The 21,663-nt window shown below is 68.2% G+C and carries 19 protein-coding genes; 10 read left to right on the top strand and 9 right to left on the bottom strand.

Features of this window, described 5'->3' with window-relative positions; genetic code table 11:
* Positions 1 to 46: 46 nt before the first annotated feature.
* On the top strand, positions 47 to 2,707 hold the full coding sequence (locus AC5P6E_RS16680) for an ATP-binding protein (RefSeq protein ID WP_010486887.1): 2,661 nt from the start codon (positions 47 to 49) through the stop codon (positions 2,705 to 2,707).
* A complete protein-coding gene (locus AC5P6E_RS16675; protein ID WP_019338804.1) occupies positions 2,688 to 3,401 on the top strand; it encodes a response regulator transcription factor in 714 nt (237 codons plus the stop codon). Before AC5P6E_RS16680 ends, AC5P6E_RS16675 begins: the two co-directional genes overlap by 20 nt.
* 291 nt (positions 3,402 to 3,692) lie before the next feature.
* Here the strand turns inward: AC5P6E_RS16675 and AC5P6E_RS16670 are convergent, their stop codons facing one another.
* Genes AC5P6E_RS16670 through coaBC form a run of 3 tightly spaced genes read right to left on the bottom strand, consistent with a single transcriptional unit; the run spans position 3,693 to position 7,783 of the window.
* Positions 3,693 to 6,038, bottom strand: coding sequence for a phosphomannomutase/phosphoglucomutase (locus AC5P6E_RS16670; protein WP_329835140.1), 2,346 nt, complete (start codon positions 6,036 to 6,038; stop codon positions 3,693 to 3,695).
* Between the two features lie 12 nt (positions 6,039 to 6,050).
* Positions 6,051 to 6,524: a dUTP diphosphatase gene (gene dut, locus AC5P6E_RS16665; protein ID WP_005411999.1), complete on the bottom strand. Its 474-nt coding sequence runs from the start codon at positions 6,522 to 6,524 to the stop codon at positions 6,051 to 6,053.
* Positions 6,521 to 7,783 (bottom strand): bifunctional phosphopantothenoylcysteine decarboxylase/phosphopantothenate--cysteine ligase CoaBC, encoded by a 1,263-nt coding sequence (coaBC, locus tag AC5P6E_RS16660; RefSeq protein ID WP_495231101.1) that lies wholly within the window; start codon positions 7,781 to 7,783, stop codon positions 6,521 to 6,523. Before coaBC ends, dut begins: the two co-directional genes overlap by 4 nt.
* Before the next feature lie 228 nt (positions 7,784 to 8,011).
* Here coaBC and AC5P6E_RS16655 point away from each other — a divergent pair, with 228 nt between their 5' ends.
* The 4 genes from AC5P6E_RS16655 (at position 8,012) to AC5P6E_RS16640 (ending at position 12,140) form a co-directional block, all read left to right on the top strand.
* Positions 8,012 to 8,638: a response regulator gene (locus tag AC5P6E_RS16655; protein WP_019338987.1), complete on the top strand. Its 627-nt coding sequence runs from the start codon at positions 8,012 to 8,014 to the stop codon at positions 8,636 to 8,638.
* A 70-nt stretch (positions 8,639 to 8,708) separates the two neighbouring features.
* A complete protein-coding gene (gene radC / locus AC5P6E_RS16650; RefSeq protein ID WP_029550913.1) occupies positions 8,709 to 9,413 on the top strand; it encodes a RadC family protein in 705 nt (234 codons plus the stop codon).
* A gap of 114 nt (positions 9,414 to 9,527) precedes the next feature.
* Positions 9,528 to 11,216, top strand: coding sequence for an arginine--tRNA ligase (gene argS / locus AC5P6E_RS16645; RefSeq protein ID WP_010486900.1), 1,689 nt, complete (start codon positions 9,528 to 9,530; stop codon positions 11,214 to 11,216).
* A gap of 21 nt (positions 11,217 to 11,237) precedes the next feature.
* Positions 11,238 to 12,140, top strand: a complete 903-nt coding sequence (locus AC5P6E_RS16640) for an SPOR domain-containing protein (protein ID WP_010486901.1) — start codon at positions 11,238 to 11,240, stop codon at positions 12,138 to 12,140.
* Positions 12,141 to 12,267: 127 nt separating this feature from the next.
* On the opposite strand, the gene AC5P6E_RS16635 is transcribed toward AC5P6E_RS16640, so the two are convergent.
* Complete coding sequence (locus AC5P6E_RS16635; protein ID WP_019337645.1) at positions 12,268 to 13,020, bottom strand: SDR family NAD(P)-dependent oxidoreductase; 753 nt, start codon at positions 13,018 to 13,020, stop codon at positions 12,268 to 12,270.
* Positions 13,021 to 13,120: 100 nt separating this feature from the next.
* Entirely contained in the window at positions 13,121 to 13,609 is a 489-nt protein-coding gene (locus tag AC5P6E_RS16630; protein WP_019337644.1) for a hypothetical protein, read from the bottom strand.
* An 84-nt stretch (positions 13,610 to 13,693) separates the two neighbouring features.
* Here AC5P6E_RS16630 and AC5P6E_RS16625 point away from each other — a divergent pair, with 84 nt between their 5' ends.
* A complete protein-coding gene (locus tag AC5P6E_RS16625) occupies positions 13,694 to 14,161 on the top strand; it encodes a YehS family protein (protein WP_005411992.1) in 468 nt (155 codons plus the stop codon).
* On the opposite strand, the gene AC5P6E_RS16620 is transcribed toward AC5P6E_RS16625, so the two are convergent.
* Positions 14,130 to 15,017 carry a LysR family transcriptional regulator gene (locus AC5P6E_RS16620; RefSeq protein WP_019337642.1) on the bottom strand — a complete coding sequence of 296 codons (888 nt, stop codon included), beginning with the start codon at positions 15,015 to 15,017 and terminating at the stop codon, positions 14,130 to 14,132. The two genes, AC5P6E_RS16625 and AC5P6E_RS16620, sit on opposite strands and share 32 nt — an antisense overlap.
* 144 nt (positions 15,018 to 15,161) lie before the next feature.
* Here AC5P6E_RS16620 and AC5P6E_RS16615 point away from each other — a divergent pair, with 144 nt between their 5' ends.
* Positions 15,162 to 16,310, top strand: a complete 1,149-nt coding sequence (locus AC5P6E_RS16615; RefSeq protein WP_329835148.1) for an MFS transporter — start codon at positions 15,162 to 15,164, stop codon at positions 16,308 to 16,310.
* On the opposite strand, the gene AC5P6E_RS16610 is transcribed toward AC5P6E_RS16615, so the two are convergent.
* A complete protein-coding gene (locus tag AC5P6E_RS16610) occupies positions 16,307 to 17,005 on the bottom strand; it encodes a TorF family putative porin (RefSeq protein WP_029550771.1) in 699 nt (232 codons plus the stop codon). The genes AC5P6E_RS16615 and AC5P6E_RS16610 overlap by 4 nt on opposite strands.
* Positions 17,006 to 17,135: 130 nt before the next feature.
* Here AC5P6E_RS16610 and AC5P6E_RS16605 point away from each other — a divergent pair, with 130 nt between their 5' ends.
* Positions 17,136 to 17,573 carry a DUF6165 family protein gene (locus AC5P6E_RS16605; RefSeq protein ID WP_049403467.1) on the top strand — a complete coding sequence of 146 codons (438 nt, stop codon included), beginning with the start codon at positions 17,136 to 17,138 and terminating at the stop codon, positions 17,571 to 17,573.
* Between the two features lie 6 nt (positions 17,574 to 17,579).
* On the opposite strand, the gene AC5P6E_RS16600 is transcribed toward AC5P6E_RS16605, so the two are convergent.
* Together AC5P6E_RS16600 and AC5P6E_RS16595 are read right to left on the bottom strand one after the other, a co-directional pair.
* The gene (locus AC5P6E_RS16600; protein ID WP_019337639.1) at positions 17,580 to 18,269 is read right to left on the bottom strand and encodes a response regulator transcription factor; all 690 of its coding nucleotides are present in this window, start codon (positions 18,267 to 18,269) and stop codon (positions 17,580 to 17,582) included.
* Positions 18,270 to 18,459: 190 nt separating this feature from the next.
* Positions 18,460 to 19,032 carry an OmpO family porin gene (locus AC5P6E_RS16595; protein WP_010486919.1) on the bottom strand — a complete coding sequence of 191 codons (573 nt, stop codon included), beginning with the start codon at positions 19,030 to 19,032 and terminating at the stop codon, positions 18,460 to 18,462.
* Between the two features lie 211 nt (positions 19,033 to 19,243).
* On the opposite strand from AC5P6E_RS16595, the gene AC5P6E_RS16590 reads away from it, so the two are divergent.
* Positions 19,244 to 21,646 carry a S9 family peptidase gene (locus AC5P6E_RS16590; RefSeq protein ID WP_495231097.1) on the top strand — a complete coding sequence of 801 codons (2,403 nt, stop codon included), beginning with the start codon at positions 19,244 to 19,246 and terminating at the stop codon, positions 21,644 to 21,646.
* Positions 21,647 to 21,663 lie beyond the last annotated feature (17 nt).

Here is a 21,663-nt window from a genome sequence, read left to right as displayed (position 1 = left end):
GCCTGCACCGGCTGCGCGCACAATGGCGGGCATGACAGCGGCACCCATGACTGATGCGCGTACCCGCCAGGCCGATGCCCTGGTCGAAGGCCTGCAACGCGAAGCCGGCGGCAAGCTGACCGTGTTCCTCGGCGCGGCGCCGGGCGTGGGCAAGACCTACACCATGCTGACCCGCGCGCAGGAACAGCTGCGCCGCGGCGTTGACCTGGTGGTCGGGCTGGTGGAAACCCACGGCCGCGCCGATACCCAGGCGCTGCTGGAGGGCCTGCCGCAGCTGTCGCTGAAAGCGGTGGCCTACCACGGCCACACCCTGCAGGAGATGGACCTGGATGCCGTGCTCGCGCGGCACCCAGCGCTGGTACTGGTGGATGAACTGGCCCATCGCAACGCGCCGGGCAGCCGCCATGAGCGCCGCTGGCAGGACGTGATGGAGCTGCTGGACGCCGGCATTGACGTCTGGACCACGGTCAACATCCAGCATCTGGAAAGCCTCAACGATGTGGTGATGCGCATCACCGGCGTACGCGTCAGCGAGACCGTGCCGGACGGTGTGCTCGACCGACTGCACGACATCGTGCTGGTGGACCTGCCGCCGCGCGAACTGATCGCGCGCCTGCAGCAGGGCAAGGTCTATGTGCCCGAACAGGCCGCACAGGCACTGCAGGCGTTCTTCTCACCGGCCAACCTGACCGCGCTGCGCGAACTGGCGATGCAGGAGGCCGCCGACCGCGTCGACAGCAGCCTGCGCGAAACCCGCGCCGCGCGTGGCGAAGGCAATCTGCCCCTGCGTCGCGGCGTTCTGGTGGCCATTGATGGCGGCGGCCAGAGCGAATACCTGGTGCGCGTGGCGCGGCGCATCGCAGAGCGCCGTGACGCGCCGTGGACGGTAGTGACCGTGCAGGGCCGGCGCCAGGACGAGGCGACCCGGCGCGAGATCGATGCGGCCTTTGCGCTGGCAAGGCGCCTGGGCGGCGACGCCGAACTGCTGCATGGATCGAGCATCGCCGATGCCCTGCTCGACCATGCCGCACACAACGGCGTGTCGACCCTGGTGCTGGGCCGGACCCGCGAACGTCCACTGGCACGGATGTTCAACCGCACCCTGACCCAGCAGCTGATCCAGCGTGGCGCGCATTACGAGATCACCATCATCAGCACACCGCAGGCACGCGCACGCTCGCGCCGCGAGAGCCTGCTGCCGCCAATGCGCGGTATCAGTCATGAACCGGCACAAGCCCTGATCGCTACCGCGCTGGCCTGTGCGGTGGCGTGGCTGGCCGAACACTGGGTGGGCATGGCCGACCTGTCGATGGTGTTCATCGTCGCGGTGGTGCTGGTGGCGGCGCGCACCCGCGCCAGCGTGGCGGTGATGGCGGCGATCCTGTGCTTCCTGGCCTACAACTTCCTGTTCATCGCGCCACGCTTCACCTTCGCCATCGGCGCGCGCCAGGGCGTGATCACCGTGTTCCTGTTCCTGGCCGCCGCGCTGGTGGCCGGACGCCTGGCCTCGCGCCTGCGCATGCAGGTGATCGCGCTGCGTGCCGCCAACCGCCATGCGCGTGCGCGCCAGCAGTTGGGCCGCCAGCTGGCCAGTGCCGCCGGCAACGGAGAGGTGGCGCAGGCGGGTCGGCATGCACTGGAACAGGCCATGGACGTGCCGGCGTGGCTGCGGATCGGCGCCGATACCGCAACCGGTGGCCGCAGCCAGCCTGGCGATACCGATCTGGCCGCCGCCGACTGGGCGCTGCGCCACGGCCAGCCCAGCGGCCGCTTCACCGACACTCTGGCCGGCGCGCAATGGTGGTTCCTGCCGCTGCTGGATGGCGAAGACCGCGCGATCGGCGTGGCCGGCCTGTACCTGCCCGGCGCGCAGGCGCGCCTGCTGCCCGAGCAGCGGCAGCTGGCCGAAGCGATGGTGGATGACATCGCGCAGGCCGCGCTGCGCACGCGGCTGGTGGCCGAACTGGAACAGGCCCACGTCAGCAACGAGACCGAGCGATTGCGCTCGGCCCTGCTCTCTTCGGTATCGCACGATCTGCGCTCGCCGCTGGCGGCGATGATCGGTTCGGCCGACAGCCTGGCCAGCTACGGTACGGCGATGGATACAGCCGATCGCCGTGCCCTGCTGGACACCATCCTGGTCGAGGGCGAACGGCTGGACCGCTACATCCAGAACCTGCTGGACATGACCCGCCTCGGCCACGAAGGATTGAAGATCAACCGCGACTGGATCGGCGTGGACGAACTGATCGGCTCGGCGGCGCGGCGCCTGCAGCGCTACCAGCCCAAGGTACGGCTGGAGCTGGATATTCCCTCCACGCTGGCGCCGATCTGGGTGCACCCGGCGCTGGTCGAGCAGGCCGTGTTCAATGTGATGGAAAACGCGGCCAAGTTCTCGCCGCCCGATGCCGCCGTGCAGGTGCAGGCGCGCGAGCTGGACGGCCAGCTGCGCATCGACGTGATCGATGCCGGCCCCGGCATTCCCGATGACGAGCGTGCGCGCATCTTCGACATGTTCTACAGCGTCGAGCGCGGCGACCGCGGCCGCCACGGCACCGGCCTGGGCCTGACCATCTGCCAGGGCATGATCGGCGCGCATGGCGGCAGCGTGCAGGCGCTGCCCGGACGCGACGGTCGCGGTACCCTGATCCGCATCACCCTGCCCCTGCTCAAGCCAGCCTCCCACGATGAGCCCGACCCCGATTGATGCCAGCGTGCCGGCCGCGCGCGTGCTGGTGATCGATGATGAAACCCAGATCCGCCGGTTCCTGGATATCAGCCTGCGCGCGCAGGGCTACCAGGTACGGCAGGCCGCGACCGGCCAGGAAGGCCTGGAGATGGCCGCCAGCGAAGACATGGACCTGGTGATCCTGGACATCGGCCTGCCGGACATGGAAGGCCACGAGGTGCTGGAGCAGCTGCGGCAATGGAGCCAGGTGCCGGTGATCATGCTGACCGTTCGCGCCGGCGAAACCGAGAAGGTGCGGGCGCTGGACAACGGCGCCAACGACTACGTGACCAAACCCTTCGGTACCCAGGAGCTGATGGCGCGGGTACGGGCGCTGCTGCGCACGCGCAGCGTGCCCAGCGACGGCACCCCGCCGGTGTTCGACGATGGCCATCTGCATGTGGACCTGGTGCGCCGTGAAGTGGCACTCGATGGTGAACCGGTGGCGCTGACCCGCAAGGAATACGCGCTGCTGTCGCTGCTGCTGCGCAATGCCGGGCGCGTGGTGACCCAGCCGCAGATCCTGCAGGAGATCTGGGGGCCGACCCACCAGCACGACACCCATTACCTGCGCATCCTGGTCGGCAAGCTGCGGCACAAGCTGGGTGATTCGGCGCTGGATTCGCGCTACCTGTTCACCGAACCGGGCGTGGGATTGCGGTTCAAGGGGTGAGGGTGTGTCGACCAAGGTCGACACCCACCAAAGCGAATTCGGAAGAACATCCACGCATGGCGTGGATCTACTGTGTCGACCAAGGTCGACACCTACCAACAGCTCCAGGACATTGTCAGGGGTGGGGCGGTGTCGGAGTGCGGGGTGTCAGCCGCATGGATGCGGCTGCCAAGCTTACAGGGACGTACTTGCTGCGTCCCCGCACTCCGACACCGCCCCGCCATCCCACGGATAGCCGGCCTTTGACGTTGACGTTGATTCGGCGGGTGCCGGGCGCAGCCCGGCCCCACCTCAGAACCCCAGTGGGGTCTCGCCCAGCACCGGTTGCAGCTGGCTGCGGAACAGCGCCTGGATGCGTTCCAGTGCCGCCTCGTCGTTGCCCTCGAAGCGCAGCACCAGCACCGGCGTCGTATTGGAGGCACGCACCAGGCCCCAGCCATCGGGGAAGTCCACACGCAGGCCGTCGATGGTCGACAGGCGGCCGCCCACATACGGGTTGTCCGGTGACTGCGCCGCCGCCACCAGCATCGCCACCAGCGCATGTGGCGTACCGTCGGCCACCGGCACCTTCAGTTCCGGCGTGGCCACCATCTCCGGCAGCTCTGCCAGTACCTCATCCGGGGTCTCCTCGCGCTGGGCCAGGATCTCCAGCAGGCGCGCCGCCGCATACAGGCCATCGTCGAAACCGAACCAGCGCTCCTTGAAGAAGAAGTGGCCGCTCATCTCGCCGGCCAGCTCGGCGTCGGTCTCGCGCATCTTCGCCTTCATCAGCGAATGCCCGGTCTTCCACATCAGCGGGCTGCCACCATTGCGCAGCACGTGGTCGGACAGCTTGCCGGTGCACTTCACGTCGTAGATCACCATCGCGCCGGGGTTGCGCATCAGCACATCGGCGGCAAACAGCATCAGCAGGCGGTCGGCATAGATGATCCTGCCTTCGCCGGTGACCACGCCCAGCCGGTCGCCATCGCCATCGAAGGCGACACCGAGGTCGGCGCCGAAGCGCTTGACCGTCTGCACCAGGTCTTCCAGGTTGGCCGGTTCGCTCGGGTCGGGATGATGGTTGGGGAAGGTACCGTCGACATCGCAGTACAGCGGAATGACTTCAGCACCGATCGCTTCCAGCAGCTGCGGTGCGAGCGCACCGGCGACGCCGTTGCCGGCATCGGCCACGACCTTCAACGGGCGGTCCAGCTGCACGTCCTCGGCGATGCGCTGGATGTAGTCGGCACTGACATCGCGCTGCTGGTAATCGCCCGGCTCGGCGGCCTGTACCAGGCGGCCTTCGATGATGCGCTGGTAGAGATCGGTGATGGCATCGCCGGACAGCGTCTCGCCGCCGATGACCACCTTGAAGCCGTTGTACTCGGGCGGGTTATGACTGCCGGTGACCGCCACGCAGGTGCCGGTGCGCAGATGGAAGGCGGCGTAGTACACGACCGGGGTCGGTGCCAGGCCGATGTCGATCACCGCGCAACCGGCGCGCCTCAGGCCCTCGGCCAACCCTGCGGCCAGTTCCGGGCCGGACAGGCGGCCGTCGCGGCCGATCACCACCTCGCGCAGGCCCTGCTCCAGTGCCACGGTACCGATGGCCTGGCCGATCAGCGCCGCCGTCTTCGGCGTCAGTTGGCTGCCCACCACGCCGCGGATGTCGTAGGCGCGGAAGATACCGGCCGCCAGTTCCTCGGCCGGAACCGGCGGCGGGGGCGGCGGTGCACTTTCAGTTGTGCTGGCCTCGGCCACCGGCGGCGGCGCCATCTGCAGGCTCTCGCTCAGGGTCGGGCCATGATCCGCTTCCGCCACGGCCGCACGGCGCGGCAACGGCAGCGTCTTCGGCAGGCGGCCGCGACCCACCACCAGCAGCACGGCGATGAACGCCAGCAGCAGCGCAACGATGGCGCTGGCCAGCGAACCCAGGCCCAGCGGACCGGGTTCGACATTGGGTACCGCGGCCACCAGCCGCAACGGCGTACCCGGAATCGGCCGCGCCAATGCTTCGGCACTTTCGGCCAGGCTGGCATCGCCCTGGGCGACGAGGTCATGCGCGCCCTGGCGCAGGCCAAGGAAACCGGCCGATGGCGCACTCACCTGGTCCAGCGGCGAGGTCAGTCGCAGCAATGGCTGGCGCACGTAGAGCACTGCCGGGCCCAGGCTGCCCAGCGGCACCGGTGCCGCCAGGCCAAGACGATTGCCACCCCCATCGCGGACCACGCGCAGGCTGGGACCGGTCTCGGCCAATGCGGCTTCCAGCAGCGCCAACCGGGCATAGCCGAAGGTCGCCGGGTCGGCGTAGGCGTTGGCCAGATCGGCGGTCAGTACTTCGGCGTGCTCGACGCCGGTCCAGCTCTCGCGGACCGCGAGTGCGGCCGCAGCGGCATCGCCGGCCTGCAGCGCCTGCTGCACGCGCTCGTTCTTCAGCTGCTGCTGCAGCTGCTTCAGCTGGCCGGCAGCGGCCTCCTGCAGGCCTTGCACAGCCTGGTCACGCGCAGCTTCCAGCGCCTGGCCGTTGGCCTCCTGGCGCCATTGCTGCACCGCGCTCCATCCGAACCAGCCAGCCAGCAGGACCAGCAGCACCCCCAGTAGTGGCGCACTGCGTCCCAACGACCGTCCCCGCTGTCCTTCCCCGATGCCGCTCATCGATGTCCCCTGTCAACGCACCCCGGTATGGCCGAATCCACCCGTTCCCCGCACGCTGTCGGTGAAAGTATCCACCACCTGCAGGCTGACGCGGGCAATCGGCACGACCACCAGCTGCGCGATGCGATCGCCCGGCTCGATGGTGAAGGCCTCGCGGCCACGGTTCCAGACGCTGATCAGCAGCGGGCCCTGGTAATCGGCGTCGATCAGGCCGGTGCCGTTGCCGAGCACGATGCCGTGGCGGTGACCCAGCCCGGAACGCGGCAGGATCACCGCGCACAGGTGCGGATCGGCGATATGGATGGCCAGGCCGCTGGGCACCAGCGCGGTGTCGCCCGGCTGCAGGGTCAGCGCGGTATCCAGCGCCGCGCGCAGGTCCATGCCGGCGCTGGCTTCGGTGGCGTAGGCCGGCAGCGGCCAGCTGTCGCCGAAGCGCGGATCGAGCAGCTTGACCTGCAGCGGTTGGGAAGTGAAAGCCTGGGTCATGCCTGGAGTCTCCGCGCGATCAGCGCCAGCAGTTGTTCGGCCAGCTCGCGCTTGGAGGTGGCCGGGAATACCTGTTCACCGTCCTGCCAGAAGGCAGTGGCGGCGTTGTTGTCGCTCTCGAAACCGCCGCCGCTGATGCCGACCTGATTGGCGATCACCAGGTCCAGGCGCTTGTCGACCAGCTTGCCGCGTGCGTACTTGTCCACGTCGTGGGTTTCGGCGGCAAAGCCGACCACCAGCTTCAGCGACTGCGTCTGCGCGGCGACTTCGGCCAGGATGTCCGGCGTGCGCACCAGCTCGATCACCAGCGACTGGCTGTCGGCGGTCTTCTTCAGCTTCTGCGCAGCCACCTGGCGCGGTGTGTAGTCGGACACCGCGGCGGCACCGATATAGATGTCGGCCGGCAGCGACTTCAGCACGGCATCGCGCATCTGCGCGGCCGAGCGCACGTCCACGCGCTGCACGCCGGGCGGCGTCGGCAGCTGCACCGGGCCGCTGACCAGCACCACCTGGGCGCCCATCGTCGCGGCGGCCGCGGCCAGGGCAAAGCCCATCTTGCCGCTGCTGCGGTTGCCGACGTAGCGCACCGGATCGATGTCTTCATAGGTCGGGCCAGCGCTGATCAGCAGGCGCAGGCCCTGCAGCGCGCGGGTTTCCGGTGCGGCAGCCGCCGCCGTGGTACTGCCATTGGCGGCCAGCGCGGCGACGATGTCGCCGGGCTCGGCCAGACGGCCGGGACCGGATTCGCCCTCGGCCAGCGGACCGTCGACCGGGCCGATCACCTGCGCGCCGCGCTGGCGCAGCAGGGCGATGTTGGCCTGGGTGGCCGGATGCAGCCACATGCGGTGGTTCATCGCCGGGCAGATCGTCAACGGCGCGGTGCTGGCCAGGCACAACGTGCTGACCAGGTCATCGGCATGGCCCTGCGCCAGCCGGGCCAGCAGATCGGCGGTCCCCGGGGCGACCACGATGCGGTCTGCCCAGCGGGCCAGCTCGATGTGGCCCATGGCCTGTTCGGCGGCGCTGTCCCACAGCGTGGTGCGGGTCGGCTGCCCGGACAGGGCCTGGAAACTGAGCGGAGTGACGAACTGCTGGGCACCGGCGGTCATCGCCACCTGCACCTGGGCACCGGCGTCGCGCAGGCGCCGCACCAGTTCCAGCGCCTTGTACGCCGCGATCCCGCCTCCGACGCACAACAGCAGTTTCTGACCTTCCAGCGCGCGCGCCGGCGCGGGGGAAGCGTTGGGGGAGTCAGCCACCTGGAATTCCTGTGCAAACGAGGGCGCTAGCTTACCCGATGGCCGGTAATGTCCCGGTGCAGGGCGCACATAGCGGGCGGCTATCAGCAGATGGAATCCGCCTGCGTTGACCCGGGATTCACCCGGTAACAGTTTCGGACCTTTCCTATACCCCTACGTCTCTGTGCTTTTGCAGAATCAGGCATTGGCTGCCGCCCGCCGTGGCCTGTTCGACCTTCGAGGAGCCGCGTGCATCCACGCATCATCATCGCCGACGACCATCCCGTGGTCCTGCATGGCATCCGTGTCGTGCTGCAGACCCACCTGATGGACATCGTCGGCAGTGCGCGCGACGGCGCCCAGCTGCTGGAGCTGGTGGACCAGCACGACTGCGATGCGGTGCTGACCGACCTCTCGATGCCGGGTGCCGGCCCGGACGGTCCGGAGCTGATCGACGCGCTGCGCATGCGCCGCCCTGGCCTGCCGGTGGTGGTGCTGACCGGCGCCCGTCATCCCGGCCTGCTGGACGGACTGCTGCGGGAGGGCATCAGTGGCCTGGTCGACAAGTGCGCCGATTTCGCCGAACTGCCCCAGGCGCTGAACGCCGCGATGGCGGGGCAGGTATTCGTCTCCCAGCAGCTGCGCCACCACCTGCAGGCACGCGACCTGCTGTTTCCGCGTGAGCCGGCGCCGCTGTCGGCACGCGAACAGGAAGTGCTGGAACTGCTGGCGGCCGGTCTCAACGTGAACCAGGTCGCCGAGCGCTGTGGGCGCAGCCCGAAGACCATCAGCCGGCAGAAGGCCGAAGCCAAGCGCAAGCTGGGCCTGCAGAACAACCAGGAACTGTTCGACTACCTGCAGACCCGGCGCGACTGAGGCATCGACCGACCCGGGCCCGCGGCAAGCCCCGATGGGAGATGCCGCCGAAGCTGGCGATGATGCAGGCATGCCCATCCACGACTGGCCCGAACAGGAACGCCCCCGCGAGAAGCTGATCGCGCGCGGGCCCACGTCACTTTCCGACGCCGAGCTGCTGGCCCTGTTTCTCGGCTCCGGGTTCGGTGGCCGCGATGCCGTGCAGACCGCGCGCGACCTGCTGCAGGCGCATGGCCCGTTACGGGTGCTGCTCGATCGCCCCGCGCGGGAGCTGGCGCGCCTGCCCGGGCTGGGTCCGGCGCGCAGCTGTACCCTGGTTGCTGGGCTGGAACTGGCCCACCGCTACCTGGCCGCCGAGCTGGAACACGGCGAAGCGGTCGGCAACAACCCGGCCGCGGTCGGACGCTATCTGCAGCACCGCCTGCGGGGGCAGGCACGGGAGATCTTCATGGCCCTGTTCCTGGACAATCGCCACCGCCTGATCGCCTGCGAGGAACTGTTCCACGGCACCATCAACGCCGCACCGGTCTACCCCCGCGAAGTGGTGCGGCGCGCCCTGCTGCACAACGCGGCGGCGGTGATCCTCAGCCACAACCACCCTTCCGGCGACCCGGAACCCTCCAGCGCCGATACCCGCATCACCGACGAACTGCAGCAGGCGCTGGCGATGGTGGACGTGCGCCTGCTGGACCACTTCGTGGTGGGCGAGGGCCGTCCCGTTTCATTTGCTGAACGGGGACTTCTGTCCGCGCCCCAGCCGCGCCTGTTCGGCTGAGCACGGCCCCTTCAGGCGCCATCGGCCGCCCCCACAGGCATGTTCTGGTCAGCGTGGGCGCGGGTATCTGCGCTAAAATGGGCGATTCCGCCGCTCATTCTCACAGCAGGCCTCGTGAAAAATCTCCTCCGCGCCCTGATCAGCCAAGGCATCGAAGCCTTGCGCGCCAATGGCACCCTGCCCGCCGACTCCCTGCCGCCGGACTTCGTGGTCGAGCGCCCGAAGACCCGCGACCACGGCGACTTCGCCACCAACGCCGCGATGCTGCTGGCCAAGGCCGCGCGCAGCAATCCGCGCGCACTGGCACAGGCATTGGTCGAGGCGCTGCCGCGCAGCGAGGACGTCAGCAAGGTCGAGATCGCCGGCCCCGGCTTCATCAACTTCCACCTGGCCCCGGCCGCGTACCAGCGCGAAGCCGCCTCGGTCATCAAGGAAGCCCACGACTACGGCCGCAATCTGTCCGGCAATGGCCGCACGGTGGGCGTGGAGTACGTGTCAGCCAACCCGACCGGCCCGCTGCATGTCGGCCATGGCCGCGCGGCGGCGATCGGCGACTGCGTGGCGCGCGTGCTCGACGCCAACGGCTGGAACGCCAAGCGTGAGTTCTACTACAACGACGCCGGCGTGCAGATCGAGAACCTGGCGCTGTCCACCCAGGCGCGGATCAAGGGCATCGCGCCGGACCAGGACGGCTGGCCGGAAGGTGGCTACCGCGGCGAATACATCGCCGACGTCGCCCGCGCCTACATGGCCGGCGCCAGCGTCGACCTGGAAGGCAGCACCGTGGTCGGCGCCAAGGACCCGGACGACATGCAGGCGATCCGCCGGTTTGCGGTGGCCTACCTGCGCAACGAGCAGAACCTGGACCTGGCCGCGTTCGGAGTCGACTTCGACATCTATTTCCTGGAAAGCTCGCTGTACGCCGACGGCAAGGTAGCCGAAGCGGTGGCCAAGCTGCAGGCGTCGGGTCATACCTATGAAGAAGGTGGCGCGCTGTGGCTGCGCAGCACCGACTTCGGTGACGACAAGGACCGCGTGATGCGCAAGTCCGACGGCACCTTCACCTACTTCGTGCCGGACGTGGCCTACCACCTGTCCAAGTGGCAGCGCGGCTACGAGCGCGCGATCACCGAACTGGGTGCCGACCACCACGGCTCGCTGGCGCGCGTGCGCGCCGGCCTGCAGGCGATGGAAGTGGGCATTCCGCAGGGCTGGCCGGAATACGTGCTGCACCAGATGGTCACCGTCATGCGTGGCGGCGAGGAAGTGAAGCTGTCCAAGCGTGCCGGCAGCTACTTCACCCTGCGCGACCTGATCGAGGAAGCCGGCCGTGATGCCACCCGCTGGTTCCTGATCGCGCGCAAGCCCGATTCGCAGCTGACCTTCGACATCGACCTGGCCCGCCAGCAGAGCAACGACAACCCGGTGTTCTACGTGCAGTACGCGCACGCCCGCGTCTGCAGCCTGCTGCGCCAGGCGCAGGAGAAGGGCCTGGTGTACGAACAGGGCAACGGCCTGGCCAACCTCGGCCGCCTGGCCGACGACGCTTCGCTGCTGCTGATGAACGAGATCTCGCGGTACCCGGAAGTGGTGGAGGCGGCCGGCGTGGCGCTGGAACCGCATCTGGTGGCGCAGTACCTGCGTGAATTGGCGCACGCGTTCCACACGTGGTATCACGGGACGCCGGTGCTGGTGGATGACGCCGCCGACCGCAACGCCAAGCTGACCCTGGCCTGCGCCGCGCGCCAGGTGCTGGCCAACGGCCTCGAACTCCTGGGCGTCAGCGCCCCGGAAAAAATGTAAGCATCAGGAGACGCAGTACACATGGCAGCACGACGCGGCAAAAACCAGGCACGACGCAACAGCAGCAGCCAGGGAACACCCGGATGGGTGTGGCTGGTCGCTGGCGTGGCGATTGCAGCCGTGGTGTTCCTGGCGGCGCCGAACCTGTTCAAGGGCGAAGGCGATGGCTTCCTTCGCGCCGGTCCGCAGCCGAACCCGAACGCGCAGCCGGCCCCGGTCGCGGATGCCGACAGCGATGTTGGCGCCCAGCCGGCCGCGCAGCCGGCCACGCCGAAGCCGGCCGAACCGGAGAAGCCGGCCGCCACCCAGTACGACTTCTACACCCTGCTGCCGGGCAAGGAAGTTGAAATGTCCGACGCCGAACTGGCCGCCAGCGCGCGTGCCGAAGACCAGCGCCGGGCCAAGGCCGAAGCGCAGCGCGCGCAGGCGGCTTTGGAAGGCAAGCCGGTTCCGGCCGCCGCCGCTGCACCGGCACCGACAGCAACCGCCAGCGTGGCCAGCACCGCACCGGTAACCGCCACCAGCCGTCCGCTGCCGGCACCGCTGAGCGAACGCCCGGCTGCGGCAACGCCTCCGGCCAGCACGCCGACGGCGTCGACCAGCGCCGCCGCCGCCACTCCGGCAGCGCGCGCGGAAACCCCGCCGACCGCGGCCAGTACCCCGGCCGCTGCTGCGCCGGCCGCCGCCGACAACGCCCGCTACATCCTGCAGGCGGGTGCGTTCGGTGCCTCCGGCGATGCCGAAGCGACCAAGGCCAAGCTGGCGATGATGGGCCTGGCGGCACGCGTGGAATCGGCGCAGATCAACGGCAAGACCGTGTACCGCGTGCGCATGGGGCCGTATGGCAGTGCCGGCGAGTTGTCCGAAGCCAAGCAGAAGCTGGACGGCACCGGCCTGCAGGCGATGGCGATCAAGGCGCAGTAAGCCTGCCGCTGTGAACGAAAAAGCCGGGCATTGCCCGGCTTTTTCGTTTCTGTAGAGCCGAGCCATGCTCGGCTGAATCCAGACGAAGCCGAGCATAGGCTCGGCTCTACAGGACCCGCGAAGCAGGTCAGCCTTCGCGGGCGACCTGGAAACCGGCGAAGGACTGGCTGACCGGCATCAGTTCCAGGCGATTGATGTTCAGGTGCGGCGGCAGGCTGGCTACCCAGAAGATCTGTTCGGCGATGTCTTCGGCGGTCATCGGGTTGGCGCCGGTATAGAGCTTGTCCGACGCCGCCTGGTCGCCATGGGTACGCACCACCGTGAACTCGGTTTCGGCCATGCCCGGCTCGATCGTGGTCACGCGCACGCCGGTGCCATGCAGGTCCGAACGCAGGCCCAGCGAGAACTGGCTGACGAAGGCCTTGGTGCCACCGTAGGCGTTGCCGCCCGGATACGGGTAGACGCCGGCCACCGAGGAAATGTTGATGATCGCGCCCTTGCGCTCCACCAGCTGCGGCAGCAGGCGATGGGTCAGGGTCACCAGCGCGGTGATGTTGGTGTCGATCATCGTGGTCCAGTCCGACAGCTTGGCGCTCTGTGCCGGCGCGGTGCCCTGCGCCAGGCCGGCATTGTTGACCAGCAGATCGATCTCGCCGAAGGCCGGCGGCAGTGCCAGCAACGCGGCTTCCATCGCCACCGGATCGCGGATGTCGAAGGCAGCCGCGTGCACCACGTCCTTGCCGTAGCGCTCGACCAGCGGCTGCAGGCGTTCACCGCGGCGGCCGGTGGCGATCACCTTCCAGCCCGCCTGGGCGAAGCGGTGGACGGCGGCGGCGCCGAAGCCGGACGTGGCGCCGGTAATCAGGACAGTGCGGGTCATCAGGCAACTCCAGGGGGGGAAAACCGGACGCCCATTCTGTCACCGTCGGCCGGCCCCTGCGTTGCCGATGCCGGCTGACCACGCCCGAGGCGTGCGCGGCTCAGCGCACGCGGAATACCCGGGCCTTGGGCAGGTCTTCGTCGACCTGCAAGAACCAGCGCCCGGAAATTCCTGGAACAACGGCGATCTGCGGCGACTGCAGCACCTTGCGCAGCTTCATCTGCCCCTTCATCACCTGCCATTGCTGGCCGTTATCAAGGGTGAACAGCGTGCCGGGCTGCCAGCCTGCGACCTCTCCGACCACGCGTGCATTGACCGGTCCTTCTTCCAGGCCCAAGTGCATTGCTGCCGGTGCCGGCACATTGGCAGGCAGCGGCGCAGCGGCGGGGGCCACCGCTGCCGTCGGCCCGGTGGCCGCGCGCTCGGCCTCGCGCAGTACCCGGTTCAGTGCCTGCAACTGCGCCGGACTGAGCCCGACCTCGGCCAGTTGGGATGCACTGAGGCGCCGCTCGACGGGTACGAAGCGGTCCTGGGCGAAGGCAGCGAAGCTGCTGGCGAGCAGCAGTGCGGAAAACAGATACCGGCGCATGCAAGGGTCCCAGCGAACGAGTGCCCACGATGCTGCAGTTCGATGACAATCCGGTGACACGCCAGGGGCCGCTACAATTGGGCCATGATCAACAACGATGTCCTGCGCAGCGTGCGCTACTCCCTGGACCTGGGCGACCACCACGTGGTGACCCTGTGCCAGATGGCCGACCCGGCCTTCGCCGTGGATCCCGAGCAGGTCAAGGCCTGGCTGCGCCGCGAGGACGAAGCCGGTTTCGAGGCGATGAGCGACAGCGCGCTGGCGCACTTCCTCGATGGCCTGATCGTGCACCTGCGCGGTCGCGACGAGAGCCAGCCGCAGCGTGCGGTGGAAACCCGCATCGACAACAACCTGGTGCTGAAGAAGCTGCGCGTGGCGTTCCAGCTGCGCGACGTCGATCTGATGGAGATCTTCGCCAGCGCCGGTTTCAACGTGTCCAAGTCGGAAGTGGGCGCGCTGTTCCGCCAGCCCGGCCACACCAACTACCGGCGTTGCCTGGACCAGATGCTGCGCAATTTCCTCAAGGGCCTGAGCCTGCGCCTGCGCGGCTGAGCACGGCCTCGACGAACACCCGCGCCGCCGGTGTCGGCAGCCGCTGCCAGACCAGGTGCACGCGGCGGGTCGGGGTCGGCTGCAGCGGAATCCGCACCACGCCTTCAAAGCCTTCGGCGATCAACGCCGGCACGATGCCGACCGCCAGCCCATGGCGGACGAAGCGTTCGACCAGCTCCATCAGATTGACCTCGAAACGCACGGTGTGCGGCAGGCCAGCGGCGGCGAAGGCATCGTCGGTCTGCCGCCGCGCACCAGTGCCGCGCGGGAAGTCGACCAGCGCCTCGTCCTGCAATTCGGTCAATGGCAGCCGCTTGCGCCGGGCCAAGCGGTGCGACGGCGCCAGCACCGCCACCAGGTCTTCTTCCTGCAGCATCTGGTGGCAGACCCCGTCCAGGCCGGCCGAGGGTGACAACCCGACCAGCGCCACATCCAGGTCGCGCGACTGCACCTGCGCGATCAGGTCCTCGCTCTTGTCCACCCGCAATTGGAATTCCACCTGCGGGTGCACCTGCTGGAAGGCGGCCAGCATCGCCACCACGTCGATGCCGGTCAGCGAGGAAATCTGCCCGATCGCCAGCAGCCCGCGCACCTCGCCACTCACCGCCGCCACGTCGGCACGCAGATGGCGCAGGCTGGCCAAGGCCTGCCGCGCATGCACCAGCATGGCCTCACCGGCGGCGGTGGCCCGCACCTGGCGCGGCAGGCGTTCAAACAGCGGCGTGCCCAGTTCCTGCTCCAGTGCGGCGATCTGGTGGCTGAGTGCGGACTGCACCACATGGCAGCGTTCGGCGGCGCGGGTGAAGTTGCCTTCCTCGGCCAGGGCGACGGCAAACTCGAGCTGCTTGAGGTTCACCCTGCTATCTCGTTTCCAGATGACAGGGATGATGATGATTCATTTCCATCATCGCTGCAGCAGGCGGACACTGTGCACCCCGCTTCTCTGGAACACCGCGTGAGTCCGTCCCTCCCCCCTCTGCACCGATGGCAGGTGCTGCTGATGTCGGTGGCCACCGGCGTGGCCGTGGCCAGCAACTACTATGCGCAGCCGCTGCTGCACACCATTGCCGATGCCTTCGGTGTGCCGTTCGGCCAGGTTGGCATGGTGGTCACTGCCGCACAGCTGAGCTATGCCGCCGGACTGATCCTGCTGGTGCCGCTGGGAGACCTGTTCGAACGCCGCCGCCTGATCGTGGTGATGAGCCTGTTGTCCGCCGGCGGGCTGGTGATCAGTGCCTGTGCGCCGTCGCTGACCTGGCTGCTGGTGGGCACCGCGATCACCGGCCTGTTCTCGGTGGTGGCCCAGGTGCTGGTGCCGTTCGCCGCCACGCTGGCGGCGCCCGAGCATCGTGGTCGCGTGGTCGGCACGTTGATGAGTGGCCTGCTGCTGGGCATCCTGCTGGCACGTACCGTGGCCGGCCTGCTTTCCAGCCTGGGCGACTGGCGCCTGGTGTACGCGATCGCCGCCGGCACCCTGGTACTGACCGCGCTGGCACTGCAGCGCGGCCTGCCGCGCTTCCACCACAGCGCCGGCCTTGGCTACTTCGCGTTGCTGCGCTCGATCGGTGTGCTGTTCGTACAGGAACCCGTGCTGCGCCAGCGCACGCTGCTTGGCGCCTGCAGCTTCGCCATGTTCGCGATCTTCTGGACGCCACTGGCGTTCCTGCTGGCACAACCGCCCTACGCCTACAGCGACGCCACCATCGGCCTGTTCGGACTGGTCGGCGCCGCCGGCACGCTGGCGGCTGGCCTGGCCGGCCGCATGTCCGACCGCGGGCAGACCGGCCGCGCCACCGCCATCGCACTGGTGCTGTTGCTGCTCTCGTGGCTGCCGCTGGGGCTGTCGGCACACTCGCTGCTGGCGCTGCTGATCGGCGTGGTGGTGCTGGACCTGGCCGCGCAGCTGCTGCACGTCAGTAACCAGAACCTGATCTATGCACTGCAACCGGCAGCGCGCAACCGCCTCAATGCAGGCTACATGACCGGCTACTTCATCGGCGGTTCGCTGGGTTCGCTGCTGTCGGCGCAGGTCTACCAGCGCTTCGGCTGGACCGGCGTCTGCGTGGCCGGTGCCACGGTGGCCGTGCTGGCCCTGCTGCTGTGGCTGCCCGGCGCGCTGCGTACGCGCCAGGCGGTGTCGTCGAACTAGAAGCTGCCCTGCAGCGCCAACTCCCAACGCCCCCCGGCATTGCCCGGGAACAGGCGCTTGGCCGCGCTGTCAGTGTCATGCACAGTGGCACGCAGCTCCCACGCCGGGGCCAGCGTGGCAATGGCACTGATCTGGCCATGCAGGTAATCCGGGCCCTGCGCGGTGGCCAGCCAGTACTGGCCCACCGCCGCTTCCAGGCGGAAGCGTTCATGCAGCGGCACCCGTACGCCGAGCTGGGCATAGGTGCCGCGATGACCGCCGGCCAATGCATCGCTGGAATGGGCGACCTGCAACCAGGCGCGCTGCTTCCAGGTCACTGTGGTATTGAGTTCGGTCCAGTCCAGCGCGCGGCCGGTACCCGGGTACATGTAGCGGGTCAGGTTGGCATCCAGTGTCCAGTCCGGGGCCAGCGCACCGGACCAGCCCGCCACCAGGTCGAACTCGCTGCGCGCGCCGTTGTCCGGCTTGAACGAAACGTTGGAGCCCCACACGCTGGCGTACCAACCCGATGGAATAGAAACCTTCGCGCCCGCCTGCACCGCCGGGTCGCCGTCGCTCTGCGAGCTGCCACGCCACACGTAGTCACTGGTCAACGCCGCACTGCCACTGACCTGCACCTGTGCCTGCGCGCTGCCGATCCCGAGCAGCCCTGCCAGGGCGGCCACCACCGCCGCCATCATCCCCTTGCTGTTCACTGCACTGTGTTCCTCGTCGAAGGCGGTCACGCCGCCGGGAACGCAGTGTCGAGGCGGTGGCCGTAACGGATCGAGGGTGCTGCCGGGCCCGTGGCGCAAATTCGGCGTAAATCCCGTGGATCGGGGCCACATGCCAGCAGCGCGGTATCATGGCGCCCTGTTTCCAGGAACCAACCGCGTGGACGCCATCCTGACCCCGGTATCGATCGGCGAGCTGATCGACAAGATCACCATTCTCCAGATCAAGGCCGAGCGCATCGACGATGCGGCCAAGCTGGCCAACGTGCGCACCGAACTGGACGGCCTGCTGCCCTTGTTGCAGCAGCAGCTGCAGGCACAGCCGGCCCTGGCCGCGCTGCAGCAGCAGCTGAAGGCGATCAACGAGCGCATGTGGGACATCCAGGACCAGCTGCGCGACAAGGAAGCGGCCCAGGTGTTCGACGATGCCTTCATCCAGCTGGCACGCGGTGTCTATGGCACCAATGGCGAGCGCGTGCAGGTGAAGAACGAGATCAACCGCGTGGCCGGTTCGGCGCTGGTGGAAGAGAAACAGTACCAGGGCGAGTAAGCCCGCTCATCCGCATTCGAGCAGGTGCCGGATGCGGAACAGCTCACCATCGCTGTGGATGCCCAGCTTCTCGTAGGCGGTCCGCTTCTGCGTGCTGACCGTACTGGCCGTGCGCCCGAAGCGCCGCGCCACCTCCCCGGTGGTGCAGCCCTGCAGGACCAGCCGGAGCACCTCGCGCTCGCGTCGGCTCAAGGGCGTGAGCACCGGCGCCGGTGTGCGCCGCATGCGCGATCGGCTCAACTGCGTGCGCAACTCCGGGGGCACGAAGCGGCCGCCACGCGCCAGTACGTCAACTGCGCGCCGCAGCATCTCCGGCGTGGTTCCCTTGGACAGAAAGCCGCGCGCGCCGGCCTGCATCGCCATGGTCACCGTGCTGGCATTGCAGTGCGCAGACAGCACCAGCACCGGCAGCAGCGGCCAGCGCCGCGACAACAGCCGCAACAGGGCCAGGCCCTGTTCGGGTCCGCACGGCGCCAGCAGGTCGATCAGCAACAGGTCGATGCCATCCGGCTGGCGCTGCAGCAGATCGAGCAGATCACCTTCGCGGGTGAAGCTGCCACAGACCTGCACGCCACCGTGCTGGCAAAGCACCACCTCCACCCCCAGGCGCAGCACGGGATGCGGCGCCAGCATTGCCAGGCGGCGGGGCCGATCGAGGGGCCGATCGAGGGGCAGAGCGGGAACGGCAGGCGGCATCACATGGATCCGACGGTACGAAGTGCCCACCGTAGGCCCGCGCCGGGAGCAGCGGAATCCAATTTATTGCAACGCAGCAGTGGCCCCGGAATATGCTCAGCTGCGGTTTCGGGTCGTCAAAACGCAACAGGCCCGGCATAAGCCGGGCCTGTCGAGGCATCGTCAGCGCGCAGGCGCGCCGAGGTAGCTATTACCAGCTGAAACGCGGGCCGACGGTGTATTCCTTGTCGCCGTCGCGGTTCATCTTCAGCTCGCCATTGATGCCCCAGTTCTGGTTCAGCTTGACCTGGCCACCCAGGCGACCGTACCACTGGCCTTCCGGATTGATGCCGTGCTTCTTCGAGAAATCTTCGTAGCCGACCATGCCGTAGACTTCGGCGTGGGCACCGAAGGCGGTGCGGATACCCGCTTCAGCGCTGTAGCCGTTGAAGTCCAGGCCGTGCTTCTGGTCGCGCTTCTGGTAAGCAACGCGGGCAACGAAGTCGGTGGTCGGGGCGATTTCAACGTTGTAGCCGGCGCCGATCTTCCACTGGTCCAGCTTGATGTTGGTGTGGTCGATTTCCTGGCGGCTGTACTCACCGAAAGCGTGGAAGTTCGGCAGGAAGCCGTACGAACCCTTCACGCCCCAGCCGTCGGCCTTGAACGCGTCGATATCGGTCTTGGCGTAGTCGGCTTCGGCGTAGTTGTACGACAGGTTCTCAGCAGCCGAGGCGGTGAACGGCAGGGCAGCGGCCAGGGCCAGAGCAATCAGCGAATTCTTCATGGGGGTACACCTTTTACTTTCTTATGGTGTGCAGCAGCGCCAGGGCGCCATCGCATCGGGAATGTAAATTCTCCGTTATTCGCCACAACGCTCCCTGAAAACAGCGTTCTTCGCATTGCTGAATTTTTTGGCTTGATTCAGGCTGCCTCTGGCATACGCGCGCGGCGCGCGTGCATTTGTGGTTCGTCACCGACTGCAACAGGAGGTTGCCTTGCACGTTTCCGATCCGCTGCTGATGCCTGTTCGCGCCGCCCTCCTGGCCTGCGCTTCCCTGTTTCCGATCCATGCTGCGCACGCGCTGCAGGCGGCTGACTACCAGCGCGCCGAACGCGTGCATGACAGTCATCTGCGCGGTGCGCTGCGCAATGCATCGGTCCTGCCCCAGTGGCTGGCCGATGGGCGCTTCTGGTACGAACGCGAAGACACACAGGGCCGGCGCCAGGCGATACTGGTCGATCCAATCCAGGCTACGCGCCAGATCCTGTTCGAACCCGATGCGCTGGACGCCGCAGTTGCACCTCTGGGTGCCAGCGGGCCACGCCTGCGCTTGAACAACGTGCAGGTACTGGATGATGGCCTGCGCCTGCAGTTCAACGGCGAGGCGGAGATCAACTGCCAATGGCCACGCCTGCAGTGCACGGCCGCACAACAGGCGTTGCCGCCGGCTGATGCACTGCCGTCGCCCGGCGGTGATGCCTGGCTGCAGGTACGCGACCACAACCTGTGGCTGCAGCGCTCTGGAGCGGCGCCGCAGCGACTGACCCAGGGCGGTGAAGCTGGGCATGGCTATGGCGTACTGCCGGACTTCACCCTGCGCGGCATTCCACGCCGTCAGGGCCGGATGCCGGCACGACCGTTTGCGGTGAGCTGGTCACCCGATGGCCGTTACGCAGCCGGCATCCGCTACGACGAACGCGCGCTGCAGGACTATCCCTATCTGGAAAGCAGCCCGACCCACAGCGCGCGGCCGCGCGTGCATACCGTGAAGCTGGGGGTACTGGGCGATGCACAGCAGGTATGCGACAGCCTGTATGTGATCGATATCCCCAGCGGCAGGCAGCATGACATCGCGCTGCCCGAGGGCTGGAACACGCTCAGTGAGGCCGGCATCCTGGGTTGGGACGGCGATCGGTTGTATGCCGTGATCGCGCACTTCGGCACGCCGCGCAGGCTGCGCCTGGTGGAGATCGATGCCAACAGCGGTGCATTGCGCACGGTTGTGGAAGAAGCCAGCGACACTCGCCTCCAGCTCAACGTGTATTCCTACAACCGGCCAGCGGTGGCCATCCTGCCCGGGCAGGACACCGCCGTGTGGTTCTCGCAGCGCGATGGCTGGGGCCATCTGTACCGGGTGCGCCTGTCCGATGGCAAGGTGCTGCGCCAGCTCACCCGCGGCAAATGGGTGGTGCGTGACCTGCTGGGTGTGGACGCTGCGGGTGGCTGGGCGTACTTCAGCGCCGGTGGCGTCGACGGTGGCGACCCCTACGTGCGCGGCCTGTACCGGGTATCGCTGCAGGGCGGTCCGATCCAGCGCCTGGCCGCCGATGGCAACGACCACATGGCCGATGCCGGTACCGGCGCGCTGTTCGGGGGGCGCGCTCCCCAGGCGCTGTCGCCTGGCGGTGGGTATCTGGTGGATACCGTTTCCCGTCTCGACCAGCCACCACGCACCGTGCTGCGGGCCAGCGATGACGGACGTGAAGTGATGGTGCTGGAAACAGCCGATGACAGCGCGATCGTTGCTGCCGGCTGGCGCGCACCACGGCGCGAACGGCTGCTGGCCGCCGATGGACGCACGCCGATCTTCGCCACCGTCTACCTGCCCCGCGACTATCGCGATGATGGCAGCTTCCCGGTGATCGACGCGATGTACGGTGGTTCCTTCATCAGCAATGCGCCGGTGACCTACGCCGAGGCGGTGTCTGCCCTGAATCCGGTATCCCGCGCCAGCCTGGCCGAACTCGGCTTCATGGTGGTCAGCATCGATGCGCGCGGCACCGGTGGCCGCAACAAGGCGTTCCATGACAGCAGCTTCCTGCGCGCCGCCGATGTGCAGCTGGATGACCATGTGGCTGCGCTGCGCCAGCTGGGCGAACGCTACCCGGGCATCGACCTGGAGCGGGTCGGCATCTACGGGCATTCGTTCGGCGGCTATAGTGCAGCGCGCGCCCTGCTGCGCTATCCCACGTTCTACAAGGTGGGCGTGGCCTCGGCTGGCAGCCACAATTTCCAGGGTATGTACGGCGGCGCCCTGCACGGCATGGACCGGCTGTTCGGTGGGGTGCTGCCGGCCACGCCCACTGCCGAAGGCGTGCCGGCGCCCTTTGCCGGGCTCGACAATGCGGCACTGGCCGGCAACCTGCGCGGGCATCTGCTGCTGGTCTATGGCGAACTGGACGAGAACGCGCCACCGGCGCTGACCCTGCAGCTGGCCGCCGCCCTGAACAAGGCCCAGCGCAGCTACGACCTGCTGTACCTGGCCCGGCAGGACCACGAACTGTTCCGCAACGACGCCACCTACACGCACCGCATGTGGGACTACTTCGTGCGCCACCTGGCCGGCCAGCAGCCACCGGATACGGTGCTGGCGCCGCTGCCCTGTGGCCCGGGCTGAACAGGCGCACACAGGAT

The organism is Stenotrophomonas sp. YJH_SMC_16, from assembly GCF_059367875.1.
Note: the sequence above shows the minus strand (reverse complement) of the source record. Positions and strands in the feature narration are given on the sequence as shown.

Coding starts and splice junctions, on each gene's coding strand:
- AC5P6E_RS16680 (WP_010486887.1), top strand. CDS start 47: ATGACTGATGCGCGTACCCGCCAGGCCGATGCCCTGGTCGAAGGCCTG.
- AC5P6E_RS16675 (WP_019338804.1), top strand. CDS start 2,688: ATGAGCCCGACCCCGATTGATGCCAGCGTGCCGGCCGCGCGCGTGCTG.
- AC5P6E_RS16670 (WP_329835140.1), bottom strand. CDS start 6,038: ATGAGCGGCATCGGGGAAGGACAGCGGGGACGGTCGTTGGGACGCAGT.
- dut (WP_005411999.1), bottom strand. CDS start 6,524: ATGACCCAGGCTTTCACTTCCCAACCGCTGCAGGTCAAGCTGCTCGAT.
- radC (WP_029550913.1), top strand. CDS start 8,709: ATGCCCATCCACGACTGGCCCGAACAGGAACGCCCCCGCGAGAAGCTG.
- AC5P6E_RS16640 (WP_010486901.1), top strand. CDS start 11,238: ATGGCAGCACGACGCGGCAAAAACCAGGCACGACGCAACAGCAGCAGC.
- AC5P6E_RS16635 (WP_019337645.1), bottom strand. CDS start 13,020: ATGACCCGCACTGTCCTGATTACCGGCGCCACGTCCGGCTTCGGCGCC.
- AC5P6E_RS16630 (WP_019337644.1), bottom strand. CDS start 13,609: ATGCGCCGGTATCTGTTTTCCGCACTGCTGCTCGCCAGCAGCTTCGCT.
- AC5P6E_RS16625 (WP_005411992.1), top strand. CDS start 13,694: ATGATCAACAACGATGTCCTGCGCAGCGTGCGCTACTCCCTGGACCTG.
- AC5P6E_RS16615 (WP_329835148.1), top strand. CDS start 15,162: ATGTCGGTGGCCACCGGCGTGGCCGTGGCCAGCAACTACTATGCGCAG.
- AC5P6E_RS16605 (WP_049403467.1), top strand. CDS start 17,136: ATGCCAGCAGCGCGGTATCATGGCGCCCTGTTTCCAGGAACCAACCGC.
- AC5P6E_RS16600 (WP_019337639.1), bottom strand. CDS start 18,269: ATGCCGCCTGCCGTTCCCGCTCTGCCCCTCGATCGGCCCCTCGATCGG.
- AC5P6E_RS16595 (WP_010486919.1), bottom strand. CDS start 19,032: ATGAAGAATTCGCTGATTGCTCTGGCCCTGGCCGCTGCCCTGCCGTTC.